Consider the following 18,919-nt stretch of genomic DNA (forward strand, 5'->3'; position numbering starts at 1 on the left):
CCGAAGCCGAAGCGAACTACTATGCTGCCGCTGAGCAGATCGTTATGGCGGCGTGACTCACATCTAATGGCCTCCGGCAAACCCGGCGCGGTTCAGTCTTTCGGCTCTAGGATTGTGATCTTAGGCTTTAGATGGATTGGCTCCGCGAGCTTGCCGCCGTCGTCGCAGAGCATGCGGCCGCGCGGAGTCGTGGTCACCTCATCCGACTAAGTTCGACTCTCAGCCGCTTGCCCGAAGTTCCTGCTCAACACCTTTGCACGGTGGCGCAGAAAGTCGAGGTGGTCGGACCAGTGCTGCATCATGCGAACGCGTTCGTCCCAATATTCGCCTCTGGTGTAGGCGCGGCGGACGGCATTGTTGTCGCAGTGCGCGAGTTGCCGCTCGACGGCGTCGGGGTGCCATAGACCCATTTCGTTGAGCAGCGTGGCCGCCATCGCGCGGAAGCCGTGGCCGGTCATTTCGTCCTGCGCATATCCCATCCGGCGGAGTGCCGCATTGATCGTGTTCTCCGACATCGGCTTTCGGACGGAGCGGAGGGATGGGAAGAGATAGCTGCTATAGTCTGCGTCGTGCTCAATCGACGCAAGGATCGCGAGGGCTTGGCGGGAGAGGGGGATCGCATGGGCTCGCCGCATCTTCGTCTTGTGCGGCGGAATGGTCCAGATCGCCCGTTGCAGGTCGAAGTCCTGCCATTCTGCGAAACGTAGCTCGCCAGGGCGGACAAAGACGTGTGGCAGGAGCCTCAGCGCCGCGAGGGTGTTGGGCTGCCCCTGGAAGCCGTCTATGGCCCTCAGAAGCTCGCCTGCGGCCTTTGGCGTGGTAACTGCGGCGCGATGTGCTGGCTTGGGCGCGATCAGCGCGCCGCGGAGGTCAGCGGCGACGTCGCGCTCGGCGCGGGCGGTCGCAATCGCGTAGCGAAATACCTGCGAACAGGTGCTGCGGAGCCGCTTTGCCGTCTCGTAACGCGCGTTGCCCTCCATCTTCCGCAGCATCAGAAGCAGTTCCTGCGCGGATATCGCAGCGATCGGGCGCTTGCCGATCGACGCGTAGATGAAACCGAGAAGCCAGCGGAGCTTCTTCATCGTGACCGGCGAACGGCCTTCCTTTTCGACCTTGGACAACCATTCGTCCGCAACCGTTTCGAAGCTGTTGGAGGCAGCGACGGTCGCCGCTACCCGATCGAGCTTGATCCGCTCGGCGGGATCTTCGCCGCGGGCCAGCACCTTCCGCGCGGCATCACATTCGGCGCGTGCTTCTGCCAGACCGGTGTCGGGCCAAACCCCGAAAGCGAGGGTCTTTTGCTTCCCATAATGTCGATAGTTCATCCGCCAATAGCGTCCGCCGGATGGGGTCACGAGCAGGTAGAGCCCGTCTCTATCGCTTAGCTTGTACGCCTTGCCGCGAATCTCTGCGGCTTTGATGGCAACCACCGACAGCGCCATGATGGTATCTCCCGTCGAAGCGACCGGCGCATGCCATCAAAAATACCATCAGCTTGCTGGTATGCAGTGGCATTCTGCCAGCTTGGATGAGAGACTTATACCACCAAAAACCGCAGAAAACAGCCAGTTATGGCATGTTCTGGCATGCCTTGGGAAGGCACTTTGGTGACCCCTACGGGAATCGAACCCGTGTTTCAGCCGTGAAAGGGCCGCGTCCTAACCGCTAGACGAAGGGGCCAACTGCTTGGCGTGGAGCGGCCGAATAGGGGGCGATTTCGCAGCCGTCAAGCACTCAATCGGCCCATGCCGCATCTTCTATGTGCATTTCTGCTGCGGGCCGGCTGCCCCAGGTGTCCACCTTCGCCCGGCCGGCCAGCCAGAGCCGGCGGTGCGAGGGGGCAGAGAGCAGCGCGTGGCCCAGTTCCGTATCGGCCTGGCGGAAGGCGACGGCCTTCAGGCTCTTCCCATCCGCTCCGGCGACGATCGCGCGGACATGGCCGCCGGTGCCGACCACATCGGCCTTGATCACGCGAACCGGGCCCGCCGCGATTCGCGGCGCGGGCCATCCCATCCCGTAGGGGCCGCCGGCCTCCATCGCCTCCACCAGCATCGGGTTCACGCCCGCCGGGCTCAGCACCGCATCGAGCAGCAGGGCCCGTTCGCCGCGCGCGATCGCGATTCGTTCGGCGAGGCGCTCCTCCAGGAACGCCGCGAGCGCTTCCACGCCCTCGGCGGCCACCGTCACGCCGCAGGCCATCGCATGCCCGCCGCCGGCGATCAGCAGCCCGGCGTCCTTGGCGGCCAGCACCGCCGCACCCAGGTCCACGCCGGGGATCGACCGGCCCGAGCCCTTGCCGATCCCGTCCTCGCCGATGGCAATCACCAGCGCGGGCCGGCCGAACTTTTCCTTCAGCCGCCCCGCGACGATGCCGATTACGCCGGGGTGCCAGCCCTCGCCGGAGACCAGCGCCACCATCCGATCACCACCGAGCAGGTACAGCGATTCGGCCGCTGCCTGAACTTCGGCTTCGATCGCGCGGCGCTCCTCGTTGAGCAGGTCGAGCTCGGCGGCGATGGCGCGCGCCTCGGCGGGATCGCGCGTGGTGAGCAGACGGACGCCGAGGTCCGACTTGCCGACGCGACCGCCCGCATTGATCCGCGGCCCCAGCGCAAAGCCGAGGTCGGTGCAGGTCGGCGCGCGGGTGAGCCGCGAGGCTTCGATCAGCGCGGCCAGCCCGATGTTCCGCCGCTGCGCAATCACCTTGAGGCCCTGGGCCACGAAGGCGCGGTTGAGCCCCTTGAGCTGCGCCACATCGGCCACGGTGCCAAGTGCCACGATGTCGAGCAGGTCGAGCAGCCGCGGCTCCTGCCGGCTCGCGAAATAGCCGCGCGTCCGCAGCGTGCGCACGAGGGCGGCGCCGAGCAGGAAGGCGACGCCCACGGCGGCGAGATGGCCGTGCTCGGCGCCCTCGGCCTCGTCGAGCCGGTTGGGATTCACCAGCGCGTGTGCGACGGGCAGGTCGGTCGCGCATTTGTGATGGTCGACCACGATCACATCGGCCTGGGCGTCGCGCGCCATTGCCAGCGCCTCGAACGCCTGCGCGCCGCAGTCGACGGTGACGATCAGCCCGTGCCCCTGCTGCTTCAGGCGCACCAGCGCCTCGCCCGAGGGGCCATAGCCTTCCATCAGGCGATCCGGGATATAGGGGGTGGCCTCCAGGCCGAGCGCGCGCAGCAGCAGGATCAGCAGCGCCGCGGAGGTGGCGCCGTCGACGTCATAGTCGCCGAAGATCGCGATCTGCTCGCGCGCTTCCACCGCGTCCGCGAGGCGTTCGGCGGCGCGGTCCATGTCGCGGAAGATCGAGGGGTCCGGCATGAAGGCGCGGATGCTGGGGGTGCGGTGACGCTCCAGATCGGCGCGGTCGACGCCGCGGGTGAGCAGCAGCTGGGTGACGAGGTCGTCGGGAGCGAAATCGGGGTCGCGTGCATCGGCGGCGAGGCCGCGCCAGCGCCAGGGCTGGCCGAGGATCGAACGGTGAACATTCAGGGCAGGGGACATGCCCCCGATGTGGCCGGGGGGTGGCCGATTGTCGAGGGGCATGCGCCGAAACCCCGCCCGGCGCGTCGGGCGGGGTGGGGGTTCGTCACGCCGCCTCAAGCATGTGCGCGAGATCGTCGTGCGCATCGCCGGTCCGACGGATGTCGAATTTCGCGATCAGGATGCCAAGCACCTCCGGCGTGAGGAACTGCGGCAGCGTCGGGCCCAGATGGATCCGGCGCAGGCCGAGATGCAGCATCGTCAGCAGCACCGCGGTCGCCTTCTGCTCGAACCAGCTGATCGCGTAATGGAGCGGCAGGTCGTTGACGCCGACGTTCAGCGCCTCGGCGACGGCGGTGGCGATGCGGATCGCCGAATAGGCATCGTTGCACTGGCCGATGTCGAGCACCCGCGGGATGCCGTTGATCGCGCCCAGATCCTCGCGGTTGAAGCGGAACTTGCCGCAGCCGAGGGTGAGGACCAAGCTGTCCTTGGGCGTCGCCATGGCGAGGTCATGGAAATAGTTGCGCCCCGGCCGCGCGCCGTCGCAGCCGCCGATCAGGAACAGGTTCTTCACCTCGCCCTTGCCGATCATGCCGAGCAGCGTGTCGGCGACCCCCATCACCGTGTTGCGGGCGAAGCCGATGGTGATCGTCTGCTCGGGCGCGTCCTCGGCGAAGCCGGGCTGGGCCAGCGCGCAGGCGACGGCGGGTGCGAAGTCATGGTCCACCAGGTGCGGCAGCCCCTTCCAGCCCACGGGTCCCGCGGTGAAGATACGGCCGCTATAGCCCTTGAGGTTGGGGTTGATCAGGCAGTTCGAGGTCATCACGATCGCGCCGGGAAAGGCATCGAAATCCCTCTGCTGGTCCTGCCATGCGCCGCCGTAATTGCCGGCGAGGTGCGGGTACTTCTTCAAGCCCGGATAGGCATTGGCGGCGAGAAGTTCGCCATGGGTATAAACGTGGATGCCGGTGCCTTCGGTCTGCTGGAGGATCGCTTCCAGGTCGCCCATGTCGTGGCCGGAGACGAGCAGGCACTTACCCGCCCTTGGCGTCATCCGCACCGCCGTCGGCTCCGGATGCCCGAAGCGGCCGGTATTGGCGGCGTCGAGCAGCTCCATCACCTTGAGGTTGAGCGCGCCGATCGCCAGCGCATGGCCGAGCAGCGCGTCGACGTCGGTTGGATCGGTGGCGAGGAAGGCGGCGATGCGATGGAACTCGGCGCTGATGGCGTCCTCCTCGAAGCCGAGCACCCGGGCATGCTCGCCATAGGCGGCGGTGCCCTTCAGGCCGTAGAGGATCAGGTTGCGCAGGCCGACGATGCTTGGCCCGTCACGATCGACGAAGCGCTGGATCGCGGCGAAGGGGGCAGCGGCGGCGAGTTCAGAGGGCGTGGTGCCGGGGTTCCACAGCGCGGGCTCGGGCAGCGCGGAAAGGTCGGCCCCGGCGGCCTCGGCCAGCAGCCGCGCCCGCTCGCGCATCGATAGCGCGCGGGCGATCAGCGGCACGAAGCGCGTGTCGTCGAAATTGACGTTGGTCAGCGTGGTGAACCAGGCGTGCGGCGTGAACGCATCCACCATGGCGTCGCGCGCGCTCTTGGCGGCGGCGCGATCGGCATAGACCGAAACGCCCTGCAGTACCCGCAGCAACACATCCTGCAGCTCCGCAACCTGCGCCGTCTTGCCGCAGGAGCCGATCTTGGCGGCACAGCCACCCTTGTTCGATTGTTCGCACTGGACGCAGTACATCGCCGGTCTCCCAATAAAGCTGAATATTGAATTCCGGTTATTGGGTATCCCGCGCGCTCACTTTGACGCTTGTCAAATATACGTAGTCTTCCGCATGCATCTGCAGAGCTTGCCAGCTAAGAAGATGTCGCATGCAATTGACCCGCCACAGTGATTACGCGCTGCGCCTGCTGATCCACTTGGGCAGCAGCGGGGAAGGGCGCGTCTCGATCGCGTCGGTGGCGGAGGAGCAGGACATTTCCGCCACGCATCTGATGAAGATCGCCAATGGTCTCGCCCATGCCGGCTATATCGAGGCGGTGCGCGGGCGCGGCGGCGGGATCCAGCTGGCGCGCGATCCGGCGGAGATCAACATCGGCGCGGTGCTCGACGTGACCGAGCCGCGCTGCGCGATGGTCGATTGTACCGGCTGCCGGTTAGTCCGCGGCTGCAACCTGCCGGGCGTGCTCGCCGAAGCACGGCGCGCCTTCATGGACGTGCTGCGGCGCTATACGCTGGCGGACGTGCTGCGCGGGCGGGCGGGCCAGCTCTGGCCGCCGCGCGCCGCCTGAAGCTCAGTCGGCGTCGACCACGCCCGAGCGATAGGTCTGGATCGGCGCCTTGATCCAGGCCTGCTCGCGAAACCATTTGGTGATGATGTACTTGGTCCCCTCGACGACGCGCATGCCCTCGTGCAGTGTGTCGTAATTGGGGCTGCCGTCGGCAAGCATGTTGTTCCAGATCACCAGCAGGCCGCGCTTGGGCTTGAAGCGGATGCCGGCGCGCGGGAACCAGGTGGCGCCGCCTTCCTCGACGGTGTTGAGATAGCCCATCGCGGTCCAGGTGCGCTGGCCGCCGGTCTCGACCATCTTGTCCCAATAGCCGCTGTCTTCGTGGAAATAGTCGCAATGCGCACGGAACTGCTGGTTGGGCGCATAACGCTGGCCCTGCATCGTCTCGGCATTTTCGACCGGGATGCCGAGCAGGGCGGCGATGCGGTTGTCGATCGCCAGCACGTCGGGCGACCAGCGATACAGGTCCGAGCTGTGGCTGGTGCGATAGTCGGGATCGTCGGTCGCGGCGAGCAGCGTGGAGGGGCGGGCGTTGCTGTCGATCAGCGCCATCAGCATGTCGCACTCGGCGTCGCTGAAGAAATCGGGATAGGTATAGACCTGCGCCAGTTCGACCTTGGCGCGGCGTACGTTCGGGTTCGCGTCCAGCCGCGCCGCGACCTCGCGGCCGATCCGTGCCCGCTCCGGGGAGGGCGATCCCTTGCTGTTGGGGTTGGTTTTGCTCACGGCGAAACTCTTTGCCGCGGGCGTCGGCGAATGCAAGCGCAAGGGGCCGGCATCGCTGCCGGCCCCCGTTTCGCTCACCAGAAGATGCCGTAGATCACGTCGACCACCTGGCCGCTGTCCACATCGACGAGCAGCGCGTCGTCATAATAGCGGACCCAGCGATACGGCCCCCAGACGTCCGGCAGCCGGTAGAAAGAGGGATCGCTGATCCAATATTGCTGCGCGAACAGGAATCTGTCGAGCCGGTAGCCCACCGAGAAGCGCCTGTATCCGTAGCTCCAGCGTGCCGGCGGATAATAGCGCGGCAGGCGGTAGAGGCTGCGGTTATAGTCGCGATAGGCCCGCCAGTCATAGCGATGGTCGCTCCGCCAGCCATTGTTCCAGATGCCGCCGTTGCCGCGCCAGCGGTCGGCGCGATCCCAGTCGCGACGATCGTTCCAGCCGCGATAGCCGTCGCGGCGGCCCCAGTCGCGGGCGCCGTTCCACTGCGGGCGGCCACGATCGTCCCAGCGGCGATCCTGCCAGGCCTGCGGGTCGCGGTTCTGCCAGTCGGGACGCTGCCCCCCACGCCAGTCGCGTCGCGGCTGGACAGGGCTTTGCGTACCCTGCGGTTGCTGGAAGGCCGGCCGGGGCTGTCCATCGGGCCGACGCCAGTCGCCGCGATCCATCGCCTGCGGCGCACCCTGTGGACGCTGCCAGCCGGGGTTGCCCTGCGGACGCTGCCAGTTGCCGCCGTTCTGGGGCTGGCCCTGGGGGCGCTGCCATCCCTGACCTCCCTGGCCGCCCTGCGGACGGAAGTTGTCGGGGCGCATCCAGCCGCCATTGCCGCGATGCTCGCCGCGCTCCTGCGCGATGGCAGCGGCGGGGACCAGCGCAGTCGCGGCTGCGATCGCCGCCAACAGCATCCTCTTCATCGAACCATTCTCCGGTGGCAGCGGCGAAGTCGCCGTGCCGATGCTGGCCGAATACGCGCCCGACGCTGAGCGGGCTCTGAATTGCACTGACAGCAGATTGAAAGCATTCAGGCGCCGTCGGCCGGGTCGCCGCGGGCAATGCGCGCGGCATCCTGGATCGCCGCGACCAGCCGCGGGTAGATGCCGCAGCGGCAGATATTGGGGATGCCCTGGCGGATGTCTTCTTCCGACGGGTTGCGATTGGTGCGGATCAGCACCGACGCCGCCATCACCATGCCGGGAATGCAATAGCCGCACTGGACGAGATTGGCGGCGAGGAAGGCCTGTTGCACCGGGTGGCTGCGATCGGGCGAGAGACCCTCGATGGTCGTGACGAAGGTGCCTTCGATCGCGCCGATCGTTTCGCGGCAGGCGAGGCGGGCGGCGCCGTCGATATCGACGGTGCAGGCGCCGCAATCGCCGGTGCCGCAGCCATATTTGGTGCCGGTGAGGTTGGAGGCGTCGCGCAAGGCCCAGAGCAAAGGCGTCTGCGGATCCATGTCATACTGGACCGGCTGGTTGTTGACGGTGAACCGAGTCATGGCGCGACCCTAGCGGGAAACGGCGGGTTTCCGAAACCGGCATTGTCGGTCGGTGCGGCACAGGCGACATTGCGAGCATGACCCTACCCGCGCTCTTCGTCCCCCATGGCGGCGGCCCGTGCTTCTTCATGGATCCGGCCGGCGGCCCACCCGATCCGATGTGGCGCCCGATGCAGGCCTATCTCGCCGGGAGTATCGCCAGCCTGCCCGAGCGGCCGCGGGCGATCCTGCTCGTCTCCGGGCATTGGGAGGAGCGCGACGTTACCGTGCATGTCGGCGACGGCCAGCCGCTGCTGTTCGACTATTACGGCTTCCCCGAGCACACCTATCATCTGCGCTGGGATGCCCCCGGCGCGCCCGAGGTGGCGCTGCGGGCCGAGGTGCTGCTCGACGCCGCCGGCTTCCCCGCCGGGGTCGAGCGCGAGCGCGGCTGGGACCACGGTGTGTTCATTCCGATGAAGGTCGCGGTGCCGGCTGCCGACATCCCGCTCGTGCAAGTGTCGCTGCGGGCCGATCTCGATCCCGCCGCGCATGTCGCGATCGGCAAGGCGCTGGCGCCGTTGCGCGACGAGGGGGTGCTGATCGTCGGCTCGGGCATGAGCTTCCACAATCTGCGCGCTCGCGGGCCGCAGGCTACGCCCTATGCCGATGCCTGGGACGACGCGCTGGTCGACGCCGCTACCGATCCCGATCCGACGCGTCGCGAAGCCAGGATCGTCGCTTGGCGAGATCTGCCCTATGCCGAATTCGCGCATCCGCGCGAGGAGCACCTCCTGCCGCTGATGGTCGCGCTCGGTGCGGGCGGTGAGGGGCCGGCGGTCTGCGACTATCGCGACCATGTGCTCGGCTGGGCGGTGAGCGGCTTCCGCTTCGGATGAGCATTTTCTAGTTGCCCGCGTGCGGGCGACGGCTCGGAAAATGCGTTTAAAGCGATCACTCGCGCCAGCTGCGATCGATCCGGTCGACCAGCCGGACCATCGCGGCGAAGTCCGCAGCGCCCGGGCCGCCGGGGACCTGCGCCATATGAACGTCGCGCTGGTGGACGGCGACGACCTCCGGCGAAATCTCGATCGGCTGGCCCATGCCCATCGTCGCGACCTGGATCTCGCAGGCGCGCTGCAGCGCCCAGTGCTTGACGAACGCCTCGGGCAGCGTGCGGCCCATGGCGAGGATACCGTGGTTGCGCAGCAGCATCACGCGCTTGTCGCCGAGATGGGCCAGCAGCCTTTCGCCTTCCTCGTCGCGCACGGTGACGCCTTCGAAGTCATGGTAGGCGATCTGGCCGATGAAGTTGCACGCGTAGAAATTGGTCGGCCGCAGCCCGCCTTCGAGCGAGGCGACCGCCATGCCGGCGGTGGTGTGGCTGTGCATGATGCAATGCGCGTCGGGCAGATGCCGGTGGAACAGCGCATGCTGGACGAAGCCCGCCCGGTTCACCGGATAGGGCGAGTCGTCCAGCTTGTTGCCGTCGATGTCGATCTTGACGAGGTTCGAGGCCTTCACCTCGCTGAAATGCAATCCGAAGGGGTTGATCAGGAAGGCACCTTCCTGGTCCGGCAGCTTCACCGTGATGTGGTTGTAGATCATCTCGGACCAGCCGAGCATGTCGAACACGCGGTAGCAGGCGGCGAGCTGCTGGCGCGCCTCCCATTCGGCGTCGCTGACCTGCGGACTGGGGGCGAGCACGGTTGCCATGGCACCTCTCCAAAATTCTATTTTCGAGCTTCGGGTATGCCATGAAGGGGGCGACGCCCGCAAGCGTCAGCGGAAGCCGTAGGGCACCGCGCGGCGGCGGTCGGGGTCGATCTCGATCACCGATCCGGCAGGCGGGAAGGCGCGCTGGTCGCAATCGAGCCGGGGGCAGATGCGGCACGAGGCGCCGATCGGCGTGGCGGCGCCGCCGGTGCGCAGCGCATCGGCATAGACGAAGTCGGCGGCGTGCGCCTCCTCGCACCCCAGCGCGACGGCATAGCGGCGGGGCGGACGGGTGAAGCTGCCCGAGGGCTTGACCAGCCCCTTGGCCATCGAGACATAGCGGGTGCCGTCGGGCATCTCGGCGAGCTGCACCAGGATGCGGTCCGGGATCGCCACCGCCTCGTGGACGATCCACAAGGGGCACGCGCCGCCGAGCGCGGCGAACTGCAGCCGCGTGGCCGAGTGCCGCTTGGTGATGTTGCCCGCCATGTCGACGCGGCAGAAGAACACCGGCAGGCCCTGCGCGCCGGGGCGCTGCAGCGTCGAGAGCCGGTGGCACGCCTGCTCGAAGCTCACCGCGAAACGCTGACGCAGGCGATCGATGTCGTGGCGCACCTCATAGGCGGCCGCGCGGAAGCGACCATAGGGCATCAGCAACGCCCCCGCGGCATAGTTGGCGAGCCCGACGCTCAGCAGCTCGCGCGCGGCGGGCGAGGCGAGCCCGGCCCGATCGATCACCAGCCGCATCTCGTTGGCGAACTCGTAGCGGACCAGCCGGTGCGCGAGCAGGAAGGCGCGGCTTTCCGGCGGCAGGGCATGGTTGAGCGCCAGCGTCCGTGCGCCCTCGTCGAAGCGACTGAGCTCGCTGCCGTCGCCCTGCGCGCCGACCACGCGGACGCCGTGCCACAGCCGCAGCCGGTCCTCGAAGGCGCGAACGACATTGTCGTCGTCGAGCGCGAGCGCGTCGGCGAGCAATTCGGCCGAGCGGTCGATCGCGTCGATGTAATTCCCCTCGGCCTGGAACCAGTCACGCACCTCTTCCCAAGGGAGTGGTGCGGCGTCGCCCGAGCCGGTGTCGAACCGGTCGTCGAGCACGCGCAGCTGCTCCTGGCTGCGGCGATAGGCGTCGTGGAGCGCGACCATCCGCCGGGCGAGCAGCGGCTGTTGCTCGATGCCGCGGCGGACATCGGCCTCGTCGATCCGGTCGGCGGGCACGCTGCTATCGGTCGCGGCGTCGATTGCACGAAGCAGGGCTGCAGTCCCGCCTTCACCATTGATCTCCGCCGCGTCGACCGGGAATTCGCGGACGAGTGCGAGCAGTACCCCGTCGGTGATCGGCCGGTCGTTGTTCTCGATCTGCGAGAGATAGGAGACCGAGATACCCAGCCGTCGGGCCATGCTCGCCTGCGGGATGTTCAGACGCCGCCGCAGGTCGCGCAAGCGGAAGCCCTCGAACAGGCGGCGGCGGGGCAAAGGTGGGAGCTGGCTGGCCATGAGTTCGCATACTCTGCAAACCTGCGCCCCGCAACTTCGCAACATTGCATTTGCGAAGCCGGCATGGCCCGGTGCACAAGCCGCGTCCACGGAGAGAATGCCGATGTCGTCGACGATCGAGGAACTGGAACACCGTCGTGCCGCTGCCCGTCTGGGTGGCGGCCAGAGGCGGATCGATGCACAGCACGCCAAGGGCAAGCTGACCGCGCGCGAGCGGCTCGAGGTGCTGCTCGACCAGGACAGCTTCGAGGAACTCGACATGTATGTCGAGCACAACTGCACCGATTTCGGCATGCAGGACCAGGTGATCCCCGGCGACGGCGTGGTCACCGGCTCGGGCACCATCAACGGCCGCCTCGTCTTCGTGTTCAGCCAGGATTTCACCGTGTTCGGCGGCTCGCTCTCGGAACGGCACGCGCAGAAGATCTGCAAGATCATGGACATGGCGATGAAGGTCGGCGCGCCCGTGATCGGCCTAAACGACAGTGGCGGCGCGCGCATCCAGGAGGGCGTGGCGTCGCTCGGCGGCTATGCCGAGGTGTTCCAGCGCAACGTGCTGGCCTCGGGCGTGGTGCCCCAGCTCAGCCTGATCATGGGGCCCTGCGCCGGCGGCGCGGTCTACAGCCCCGCGATGACGGACTTCATCTTCATGGTGAAGGATTCGTCCTACATGTTTGTCACCGGCCCGGATGTAGTGAAGACCGTTACCAACGAGATCGTCACGCAGGAGGAACTGGGTGGAGCGGTGACGCATACCACGAAGTCGGGGGTCGCTGACGTGGCCTTCGAGAACGATATCGAGGCGCTGCTCGCGGCCCGCGACTTCGTGGACTTCCTTCCCGCCTCGAACCGCGAGGCGCCGCCCGAGCGGCCCTGCGACGATCCCTGGGATCGGATCGACGAGAGCCTCGACACGATCATCCCGCCCAGTGCCAACCAGCCCTATGACATGCACGAGCTGATCCGGAAGACGCTCGATGAGGGCGAGTTCTTCGAGCTGCAGCCCGCCCATGCCGGCAACATCCTGGTCGGCTTCGGCCGGATCGAGGGGCGCACGGTCGGCGTGGTGGCGAACCAGCCGATGGTACTGGCGGGCTGTCTCGACATCAATGCATCCAAGAAAGCGGCAAGGTTCGTGCGCTTCTGCGACGCGTTCGAGATCCCGATCGTCACCTTCGTCGACGTGCCGGGCTTCCTGCCGGGCGTCGGGCAGGAGCATTCGGGGATCATCAAGCACGGCGCCAAACTGCTGTTCGCCTATGCCGAAGCGACGGTGCCCAAGATCACGGTCATCACCCGCAAGGCCTATGGCGGCGCCTATGACGTCATGGCGTCGAAGCATCTGCGCGGCGACCTCAACTATGCCTGGCCCACCGCCGAGATCGCGGTGATGGGCGCCAAGGGCGCGGTGGAGATCATCTTCCGGGGCAAGACGCCCGAGGAGATTGCCGAGCGCACCGCCGAGTATGAGGCGCGCTTCGCCAACCCGTTCGTGGCAGCGAGCAAAGGCTTTGTCGACGAGGTGATTATGCCGCACTCGACGCGCCGCCGGATTGCGCTGGGGTTGCGCAAGCTGCGCAACAAGCAGCTCGAAAACCCGTGGAAGAAGCACGACAACATCCCGCTGTGACGCGGCGCTGATCGAGGACCATGATGAAACTCGGCCGTCTCAACCATGTCGGCATTGCGACGCCGTCGATCGAAACCTCGATCGCCTTTTATCGCGACGTGATGGGCGCGGAGGTGATCCGCGAACCCTTCGAGCTGCCCGCGCAGGGGGTGAAGGTGTGCTTCGTCGATGCGCCCAACAGCCAGATCGAGCTGATCGAGCCGCTGGGGGAGGCGTCGCCGATCCACGGCTTCCTCGCCAAGAACCTGGCGGGCGGACAGCATCACCTCTGTTATGAAGTGCCCGATATCCACGAGGCCAAGGCCTGGTTCGAAGCCAAGGGCTGTAAGGTGCTCGGCGAGCCACGCATCGGGGCGCATGGTACGCCGATCTTCTTCGTCCACCCCAAGGACATGGGCGGCATCCTTACCGAGATCATGGAGACGCCGCGTGACGGGCATTGAGCAAATCGCCCTCTCCCCAACGGGGAGAGGGAAGGGGCCCGCGCGCGAAGCGCGTGGGAAGGGAGAGGGGCAGTGGATGGCCGCCGCTCCGAGCCCCTCTCCCTTCCGCACGCTTCGCGTGCTCCCTCCCTCTCCCCGGTGGGGAGAAGGATTGTGACCAAGCCCTCGCTCGACCAATGGTCCGCCGTCGCTTCCAAGGAGGTGAAGGGCAAGGACCTAACCTGGGAAACGCCGGAAGGTATCCCGGTCAAACCTCTGTACACCCAAGAGGATGTGGCGGGCATCGACCCCGGCCTGCCCGGGTTCGCGCCGTTCACGCGCGGCGTGCGTGCCTCCATGTACGCCGGTCGCCCCTGGACCATCCGCCAGTATGCCGGCTTCTCGACCGCTGAGGAGTCGAACGCCTTCTACCGCCGCAACCTCGCCGCCGGGCAGAAGGGCCTGTCGGTCGCGTTCGATCTCGCCACCCATCGTGGCTATGACAGCGATCACCCTCGCGTGGTGGGCGATGTCGGCAAGGCGGGTGTCGCGATCGACAGCGTTGAGGACATGAAGATCCTGTTCGACGGCATTCCGCTCGACCAGATGTCGGTGTCGATGACGATGAACGGCGCGGTGATCCCGGTGCTGGCCTTCTTCATCGTTGCGGGCGAGGAGCAGGGCGTTCCGCAGGACAAGCTGGAAGGCACGATCCAGAACGACATCCTCAAGGAGTTCATGGTTCGGAATACCTATATCTACCCGCCCGAACCGAGCATGCGGATCATCTCGGACATTTTCGCCTATACCAGCGCGAAGATGCCGAAATTCAACAGCATTTCCATCTCCGGCTACCATATGCAGGAAGCCGGCGCGACCCAGGTGCAGGAGCTCGCCTTCACCATCGCTGATGGCATGGAATATGTGAAGTATGGCGTCGCCTCCGGCCTCGATATCGACAAGTTCGCAGGGCGTCTGAGCTTCTTCTTCGCAATTGGTATGAACTTCTTCATGGAAGTGGCGAAGCTGCGAGCCGCCCGGGTGCTGTGGCACCGGGTGATGACCCGGCTCGGCGCGCAGGACGATCGCTCGAAGATGCTGCGCACCCATTGCCAGACCTCGGGCGTGTCGCTCACCGAGCAGGACCCGTACAACAACGTCATCCGCACCACGATCGAGGCGATGGCGGCGATGCTGGGCGGCACCCAGAGCCTCCACACCAACGCGCTCGACGAAGCGATCGCGCTGCCGACCGATTTCTCCGCCCGGATCGCCCGCAACACCCAGATCGTGCTGCAGGAAGAGACCGGGATGACCAAGGTCGTCGATCCGCTGGGCGGCAGCTATTATGTCGAGAGCCTGACCCAGAGCCTGGTCGACAAGGCCTGGGAGATCATCGAACGGGTAGAGGCCGAGGGCGGCATGGCCAAGGCGGTGGCCGCCGGCTGGCCCAAGGCGATGATCGAGGAAGCCGCGGCGGCGCGCCAGGCGCGGGTGGATCGCGGCGAGGACGTGATCGTCGGGGTCAACAAGTACCGGCTGCCGAACGAGGATCTGCTGGAAACGCTGGAGGTCGACAACGCCGCCGTGCGCGAGGCGCAGATCGCCCGCATCCAGCGGGTGAAGGCAGCGCGCGACGAGGCTGCATGCCAGGCGGCGCTCGATGCGCTGCGGGAAGGCGCGAAGGGTGGCGGCAACCTGCTGGAGCTGACGGTCGTGGCTGCCCGTGCTCGCGCGACGCTGGGCGAGATCAGCGCGGCGATGGAAGACGTTTTCGGCCGCTATGCCACCAAGCCGACACCGGTAAGGGGCGTCTATGCGGCGCCTTATGCTGACGACAGCCGTTGGGCCGAGGTGGTGCGCGGCGTCGAGGCGGTCGAACATCGACTCGGTCGCAAGCCGCGGCTGCTCGTCGCCAAGATGGGCCAGGACGGGCATGATCGCGGCGCCAACGTCATTGCCTCGGCCTTTTCGGACATGGGGTTCGAGGTAGTCAGCGGGCCATTGTTCCAGACGCCCGAGGAAACGGTGGTGCTGGCGCTGGATAGTGGCGTCGACGTGGTCGGAGCCTCTAGTCTCGCGGCAGGGCACAAGACGCTTATCCCGGAGTTGATCCGCGGCCTGCGGGAAGCCGGGCGGAACGACGTCAAGGTCATCGCGGGCGGAGTCATTCCGCCGCAGGATTATGAAATGCTGCGTGCGGCGGGGGTGCAGGGGATCTACGGCCCCGGGTCTAACGTGGTGGAATGCGCGGCGGACGTTCTGCGCCTGCTCGGCCACAACATGCCACCACTAGACGCCGGTGCCGAGTGACCAGGCTGCCCTTTTACGTGGGCGCGCGCACCCGCTATGCCGAGCGGCGTAACCGTTCACCGGAGTTGCTTGCTTGACCTTCGAATCCTCCCCCGTCCGCACCGACTGGACCCGCGACGAGATCGCTGCGCTGTTCGACCTGCCGTTCACCGAACTCGTGTTCCGTGCCGCCGAAGTCCACCGCGCCAACCATCCGGCGAACCAGGTCCAGCGCTCGACGCTGCTTTCGATCAAGACCGGCGGCTGCCCCGAGGATTGCGGCTATTGCAGCCAGTCGGCGCATGCCGATACCGGCCTCAAGGCGACCAAGCTGATGGATCCGCGCGCGGTGCTGCAGGCGGCGGCGCAGGCCAAGGACCATGGCTCGACCCGCTTCTGCATGGGCGCCGCCTGGCGCAACCCCAAGGACCGCGACATGCCCGCCATTGTCGAGATGGTGAAGGGCGTCCGCGCGATGGGCATGGAAACCTGCATGACGCTGGGCATGCTCACCGACGCGCAGGCGAAGACGCTCGCCGATGCCGGGCTCGATTACTACAACCACAATATCGATACCTCGCCCGAACGCTACGGCGAGGTCATCACCACCCGCAGCTTCGAGGAGCGGCTGGAGACGCTGGAGCATGTCCGCGAGGCGGGCATCAACGTGTGCTGCGGCGGCATCGTCGGCATGGGCGAAACGCGTGGTGATCGCGTCGGCTTCATCCACGCGCTGGCGACCCTGCCGGTGCATCCGGGCAGCGTGCCGGTCAACGCACTGGTGCCGGTGAAGGGCACGGTGTTGGGCGACATGCTGGCCGACACGCCGCTCGCCATGATCGACGATATCGAGTTCGTCCGTACGGTCGCGGTGGCGCGCATCACCATGCCGCGCTCGATGGTCCGCCTCTCGGCCGGGCGCGAGAGCATGAGCGATGCCACCCAGGCGCTGTGCTTCCTGGCGGGCGCCAATTCGATCTTCACCGGCGACAAGCTGCTGACCGCGGGCAATGCCGGCGACGACAAGGACGCGGCGCTGTTCGCGCGCCTCGGCATCACGCCGATGGCAGCGGAGTGCAAGGTAGAGCTGGAGGCGGCGGAGTAATGCTTTCCGGCTTCGTGCGATGGTCGGAGCGCCGCGCGAGCCGGGTGAGTCTCCGGTCGTCTCTCATAAGTACAATTTGGGCAATGTTGCTTGGACCCGCACTTTGGGTCCTGCTCCTGCCCTTGTTTGGCGGCGACGCTGACGCGGTCTTTTACGCATTGGTGGCTGCAATCCTACTGGCAATGGCAGGCTGCTGGTGCACCCTGTCGTTGCTTCGACGCTGGAGCAATTAGTGTTCAAGAAAATCCTCGTCGCCAACCGTGGCGAAATCGCGTGCCGGGTGATGCGGACCGCCAAGAAGATGGGCATCGCCACGGTCGCGGTCTATTCGGATGCTGATGCCCGCGCGCCGCATGTGCGGATGGCGGACGAGGCGGTGCGGCTCGGGCCCGCGCCTGCGGCGGAGAGCTATCTCCGCGCAGACCTGATCCTGCTTGCCGCCAAGGAAACCGGCGCCGACGCGATCCATCCAGGCTATGGCTTCCTGTCCGAGCGCGAGAGTTTCGCCAAGGCCTGTGCCGAGGCGGGCATCGCGTTCGTCGGGCCGCCGCCGGGGGCAATCGCGGCGATGGGCGACAAGATCGAGTCGAAGAAGCTCGCCCAGCAGGCGGGCGTGAACGTCGTTCCCGGTTTCGTCGGCGAGATCGAGGATACCGAGCATGCGGTGCGGATTGCGGGGGAGATCGGCTATCCGGTGATGATGAAGGCCTCCGCCGGCGGCGGCGGTAAGGGCATGCGGCTGGCCTATAGCGAGCAGGACGTCCGCGAAGGCTTCGAAGCGACCAAGCGCGAGGGGCTGGCGAGCTTCGGCGACGACCGCGTGTTTATCGAGAAGTTCATCGAAAGCCCGCGCCATATCGAGATCCAGGTGCTGGGCGACCAGCACGGCAACATCGTCTACCTGAACGAGCGCGAATGCTCGATCCAGCGCCGCCACCAGAAGGTGGTGGAGGAAGCGCCGTCGCCCTTCGTCACGCCGGCGATGCGCAAGGCGATGGGCGAGCAGGCGGTCGCACTGGCGCGGGCGGTGGGCTATTACAGCGCGGGCACGGTCGAGCTGATCGTATCGGGCGCCGACAAGACCGGGCAGGGCTTCTACTTCCTCGAGATGAACACCCGGCTCCAGGTGGAGCATCCGGTGACCGAGGCGATCACCGGGCTCGATCTGGTCGAGCAGATGATCCGCGTGGCCGCCGGAGAGAAGCTGGCGTTCGGCCAAGACGAGGTGAAGTTGGACGGCTGGGCGATCGAGAACCGCGTCTATGCCGAGGACCCCTATCGCGGCTTCCTGCCCAGCACCGGGCGGCTGGTGCGCTATCGGCCGCCGGCGGCGGAGCCGGCGGGGCAGGGCTATGTCCGCGTCGACGACGGCGTGACCGAAGGTTCCGAAATCAGCATGTTCTACGATCCGATGATCGCCAAGCTGATCACCTGGGCGCCGACCCGCGATGAGGCAGCGGACCTGCAAGTCCGCGCGCTCGACCGCTTCCGGATCGACGGCATCGGCCACAATATCGATTTCCTCTCGGCGATCATGCAGCACCCGCGCTTCCGCTCGGGCGAGCTCACCACCGGCTTCATCGCCGAGGAATATCCCGAGGGCTTCCACGGTGCGCCGGCGGACGAACAACTGGTGCGCCGCCTTGCCGCTGTCGCGGTGGTGCTCGACCTCGCGCGCACGGCGCGGGCGGCGGAAATCTCCGGCCAGCTCGGGGCGGTGGCGCTTTCCACCGAGCGTTCGGTGCGGATCGGCGAGCACCGCTTCGACGTGAGCGTCGATGGCTGCGACACCGGGCTGCTGGTCAACCTGTCGAGCGACACGCCGCCGCTGGAAGTCTCCTGCAATTGGCATGCGGGCGATCCGCAGCTCTTCGCGCGCATCGACGGCGAACCTTTCGCCACGTCGGTCGATCGCACGCGCACCGGCTGGAAGCTCACCGCGCACGGCGCCGCGCATCGGGTCGAGGTGCTGCCGCCGCATGTCGCGCAGTATAGCGATCACATGATCGAGAAGGTGCCGCCCGACATGAGCTGCTTCCTGCTCGCGCCGATGCCGGGGCTGCTCACCCGGCTGCATGTCCAGCCCGGCGACCGGGTCGAGGCGGGGCAGGCGCTGGCAGTGATCGAGGCGATGAAGATGGAGAACATCCTCCGCGCCGAGCGCGCCGGCACCGTCAAGCACGCGCATTTCGCACCTGGCGACAGCCTGACGGTGGACGCTGCCATCCTCGAATTCGAGTAACTTAGCGGCAATACGTCTCACATCGATACGGTGGCGTATC

15 protein-coding genes and 1 tRNA gene are annotated in these 18,919 nt (G+C 66.8%); 7 read left to right on the forward strand and 9 right to left on the reverse strand.

Translation table 11 applies throughout. The features are described 5' to 3' along the window. Positions 1–206: 206 nt before the first annotated feature. The 4 genes from GGR89_RS19530 to hcp form a co-directional block, all read right to left on the reverse strand. Positions 207–1,442, reverse strand: a complete 1,236-nt coding sequence (locus GGR89_RS19530; protein ID WP_125973785.1) for a tyrosine-type recombinase/integrase — start codon at positions 1,440–1,442, stop codon at positions 207–209. A 163-nt stretch (positions 1,443–1,605) separates the two neighbouring features. After that, positions 1,606–1,680 (reverse strand) — tRNA-Glu (locus GGR89_RS19535). Positions 1,681–1,734: 54 nt separating this feature from the next. Then, positions 1,735–3,501: a single-stranded-DNA-specific exonuclease RecJ gene (gene recJ, locus GGR89_RS19540; RefSeq protein WP_125973783.1), complete on the reverse strand. Its 1,767-nt coding sequence runs from the start codon at positions 3,499–3,501 to the stop codon at positions 1,735–1,737. Between the two features lie 85 nt (positions 3,502–3,586). Continuing rightward, on the reverse strand, positions 3,587–5,227 hold the full coding sequence (hcp, locus tag GGR89_RS19545) for a hydroxylamine reductase (protein ID WP_125973781.1): 1,641 nt from the start codon (positions 5,225–5,227) through the stop codon (positions 3,587–3,589). A 131-nt stretch (positions 5,228–5,358) separates the two neighbouring features. On the opposite strand from hcp, the gene GGR89_RS19550 reads away from it, so the two are divergent. After that, the gene (locus GGR89_RS19550) at positions 5,359–5,778 is read left to right on the forward strand and encodes an RrF2 family transcriptional regulator (protein ID WP_125973779.1); all 420 of its coding nucleotides are present in this window, start codon (positions 5,359–5,361) and stop codon (positions 5,776–5,778) included. A 3-nt stretch (positions 5,779–5,781) separates the two neighbouring features. Here GGR89_RS19550 and GGR89_RS19555 read toward each other — a convergent pair whose 3' ends face one another. From GGR89_RS19555 to GGR89_RS19565, 3 genes are all read right to left on the reverse strand, one after another. Next, a complete protein-coding gene (locus GGR89_RS19555) occupies positions 5,782–6,504 on the reverse strand; it encodes a 2OG-Fe(II) oxygenase (RefSeq protein ID WP_125973777.1) in 723 nt (240 codons plus the stop codon). Positions 6,505–6,578: 74 nt separating this feature from the next. After that, on the reverse strand, positions 6,579–7,418 hold the full coding sequence (locus tag GGR89_RS19560; RefSeq protein WP_125973775.1) for an RcnB family protein: 840 nt from the start codon (positions 7,416–7,418) through the stop codon (positions 6,579–6,581). 107 nt (positions 7,419–7,525) lie between these two features. After that, positions 7,526–7,999, reverse strand: a complete 474-nt coding sequence (locus GGR89_RS19565; RefSeq protein WP_125973773.1) for a (2Fe-2S)-binding protein — start codon at positions 7,997–7,999, stop codon at positions 7,526–7,528. A 77-nt stretch (positions 8,000–8,076) separates the two neighbouring features. Between GGR89_RS19565 and GGR89_RS19570 the strand changes: the two genes are divergently transcribed. Continuing rightward, positions 8,077–8,877, forward strand: coding sequence for a DODA-type extradiol aromatic ring-opening family dioxygenase (locus tag GGR89_RS19570; protein WP_125973771.1), 801 nt, complete (start codon positions 8,077–8,079; stop codon positions 8,875–8,877). A 55-nt stretch (positions 8,878–8,932) separates the two neighbouring features. On the opposite strand, the gene GGR89_RS19575 is transcribed toward GGR89_RS19570, so the two are convergent. Together GGR89_RS19575 and GGR89_RS19580 are read right to left on the reverse strand one after the other, a co-directional pair. Further along, on the reverse strand, positions 8,933–9,694 hold the full coding sequence (locus tag GGR89_RS19575) for a class II aldolase/adducin family protein (protein ID WP_125973769.1): 762 nt from the start codon (positions 9,692–9,694) through the stop codon (positions 8,933–8,935). Positions 9,695–9,760: 66 nt separating this feature from the next. Further along, positions 9,761–11,188, reverse strand: a complete 1,428-nt coding sequence (locus GGR89_RS19580; RefSeq protein ID WP_125973767.1) for a helix-turn-helix domain-containing protein — start codon at positions 11,186–11,188, stop codon at positions 9,761–9,763. A 103-nt stretch (positions 11,189–11,291) separates the two neighbouring features. On the opposite strand from GGR89_RS19580, the gene GGR89_RS19585 reads away from it, so the two are divergent. The 5 genes from GGR89_RS19585 (at position 11,292) to GGR89_RS19605 (ending at position 18,879) form a co-directional block, all read left to right on the forward strand. Next, complete coding sequence (locus tag GGR89_RS19585) at positions 11,292–12,818, forward strand: acyl-CoA carboxylase subunit beta (RefSeq protein ID WP_125973765.1); 1,527 nt, start codon at positions 11,292–11,294, stop codon at positions 12,816–12,818. Positions 12,819–12,841: 23 nt separating this feature from the next. Next, on the forward strand, positions 12,842–13,261 hold the full coding sequence (mce, locus tag GGR89_RS19590) for a methylmalonyl-CoA epimerase (protein WP_125973763.1): 420 nt from the start codon (positions 12,842–12,844) through the stop codon (positions 13,259–13,261). A 150-nt stretch (positions 13,262–13,411) separates the two neighbouring features. Further along, positions 13,412–15,553, forward strand: a complete 2,142-nt coding sequence (gene scpA / locus GGR89_RS19595) for a methylmalonyl-CoA mutase (RefSeq protein ID WP_125973809.1) — start codon at positions 13,412–13,414, stop codon at positions 15,551–15,553. Positions 15,554–15,626: 73 nt separating this feature from the next. After that, on the forward strand, positions 15,627–16,637 hold the full coding sequence (bioB, locus tag GGR89_RS19600) for a biotin synthase BioB (protein WP_125973761.1): 1,011 nt from the start codon (positions 15,627–15,629) through the stop codon (positions 16,635–16,637). Between the two features lie 232 nt (positions 16,638–16,869). Then, on the forward strand, positions 16,870–18,879 hold the full coding sequence (locus tag GGR89_RS19605; protein WP_125973759.1) for an acetyl-CoA carboxylase biotin carboxylase subunit: 2,010 nt from the start codon (positions 16,870–16,872) through the stop codon (positions 18,877–18,879). Positions 18,880–18,919 lie beyond the last annotated feature (40 nt).

This window comes from Sphingomonas trueperi (assembly GCF_011927635.1).
GTDB classification, from domain to species: Bacteria; Pseudomonadota; Alphaproteobacteria; order Sphingomonadales; family Sphingomonadaceae; genus Sphingomonas; species Sphingomonas trueperi.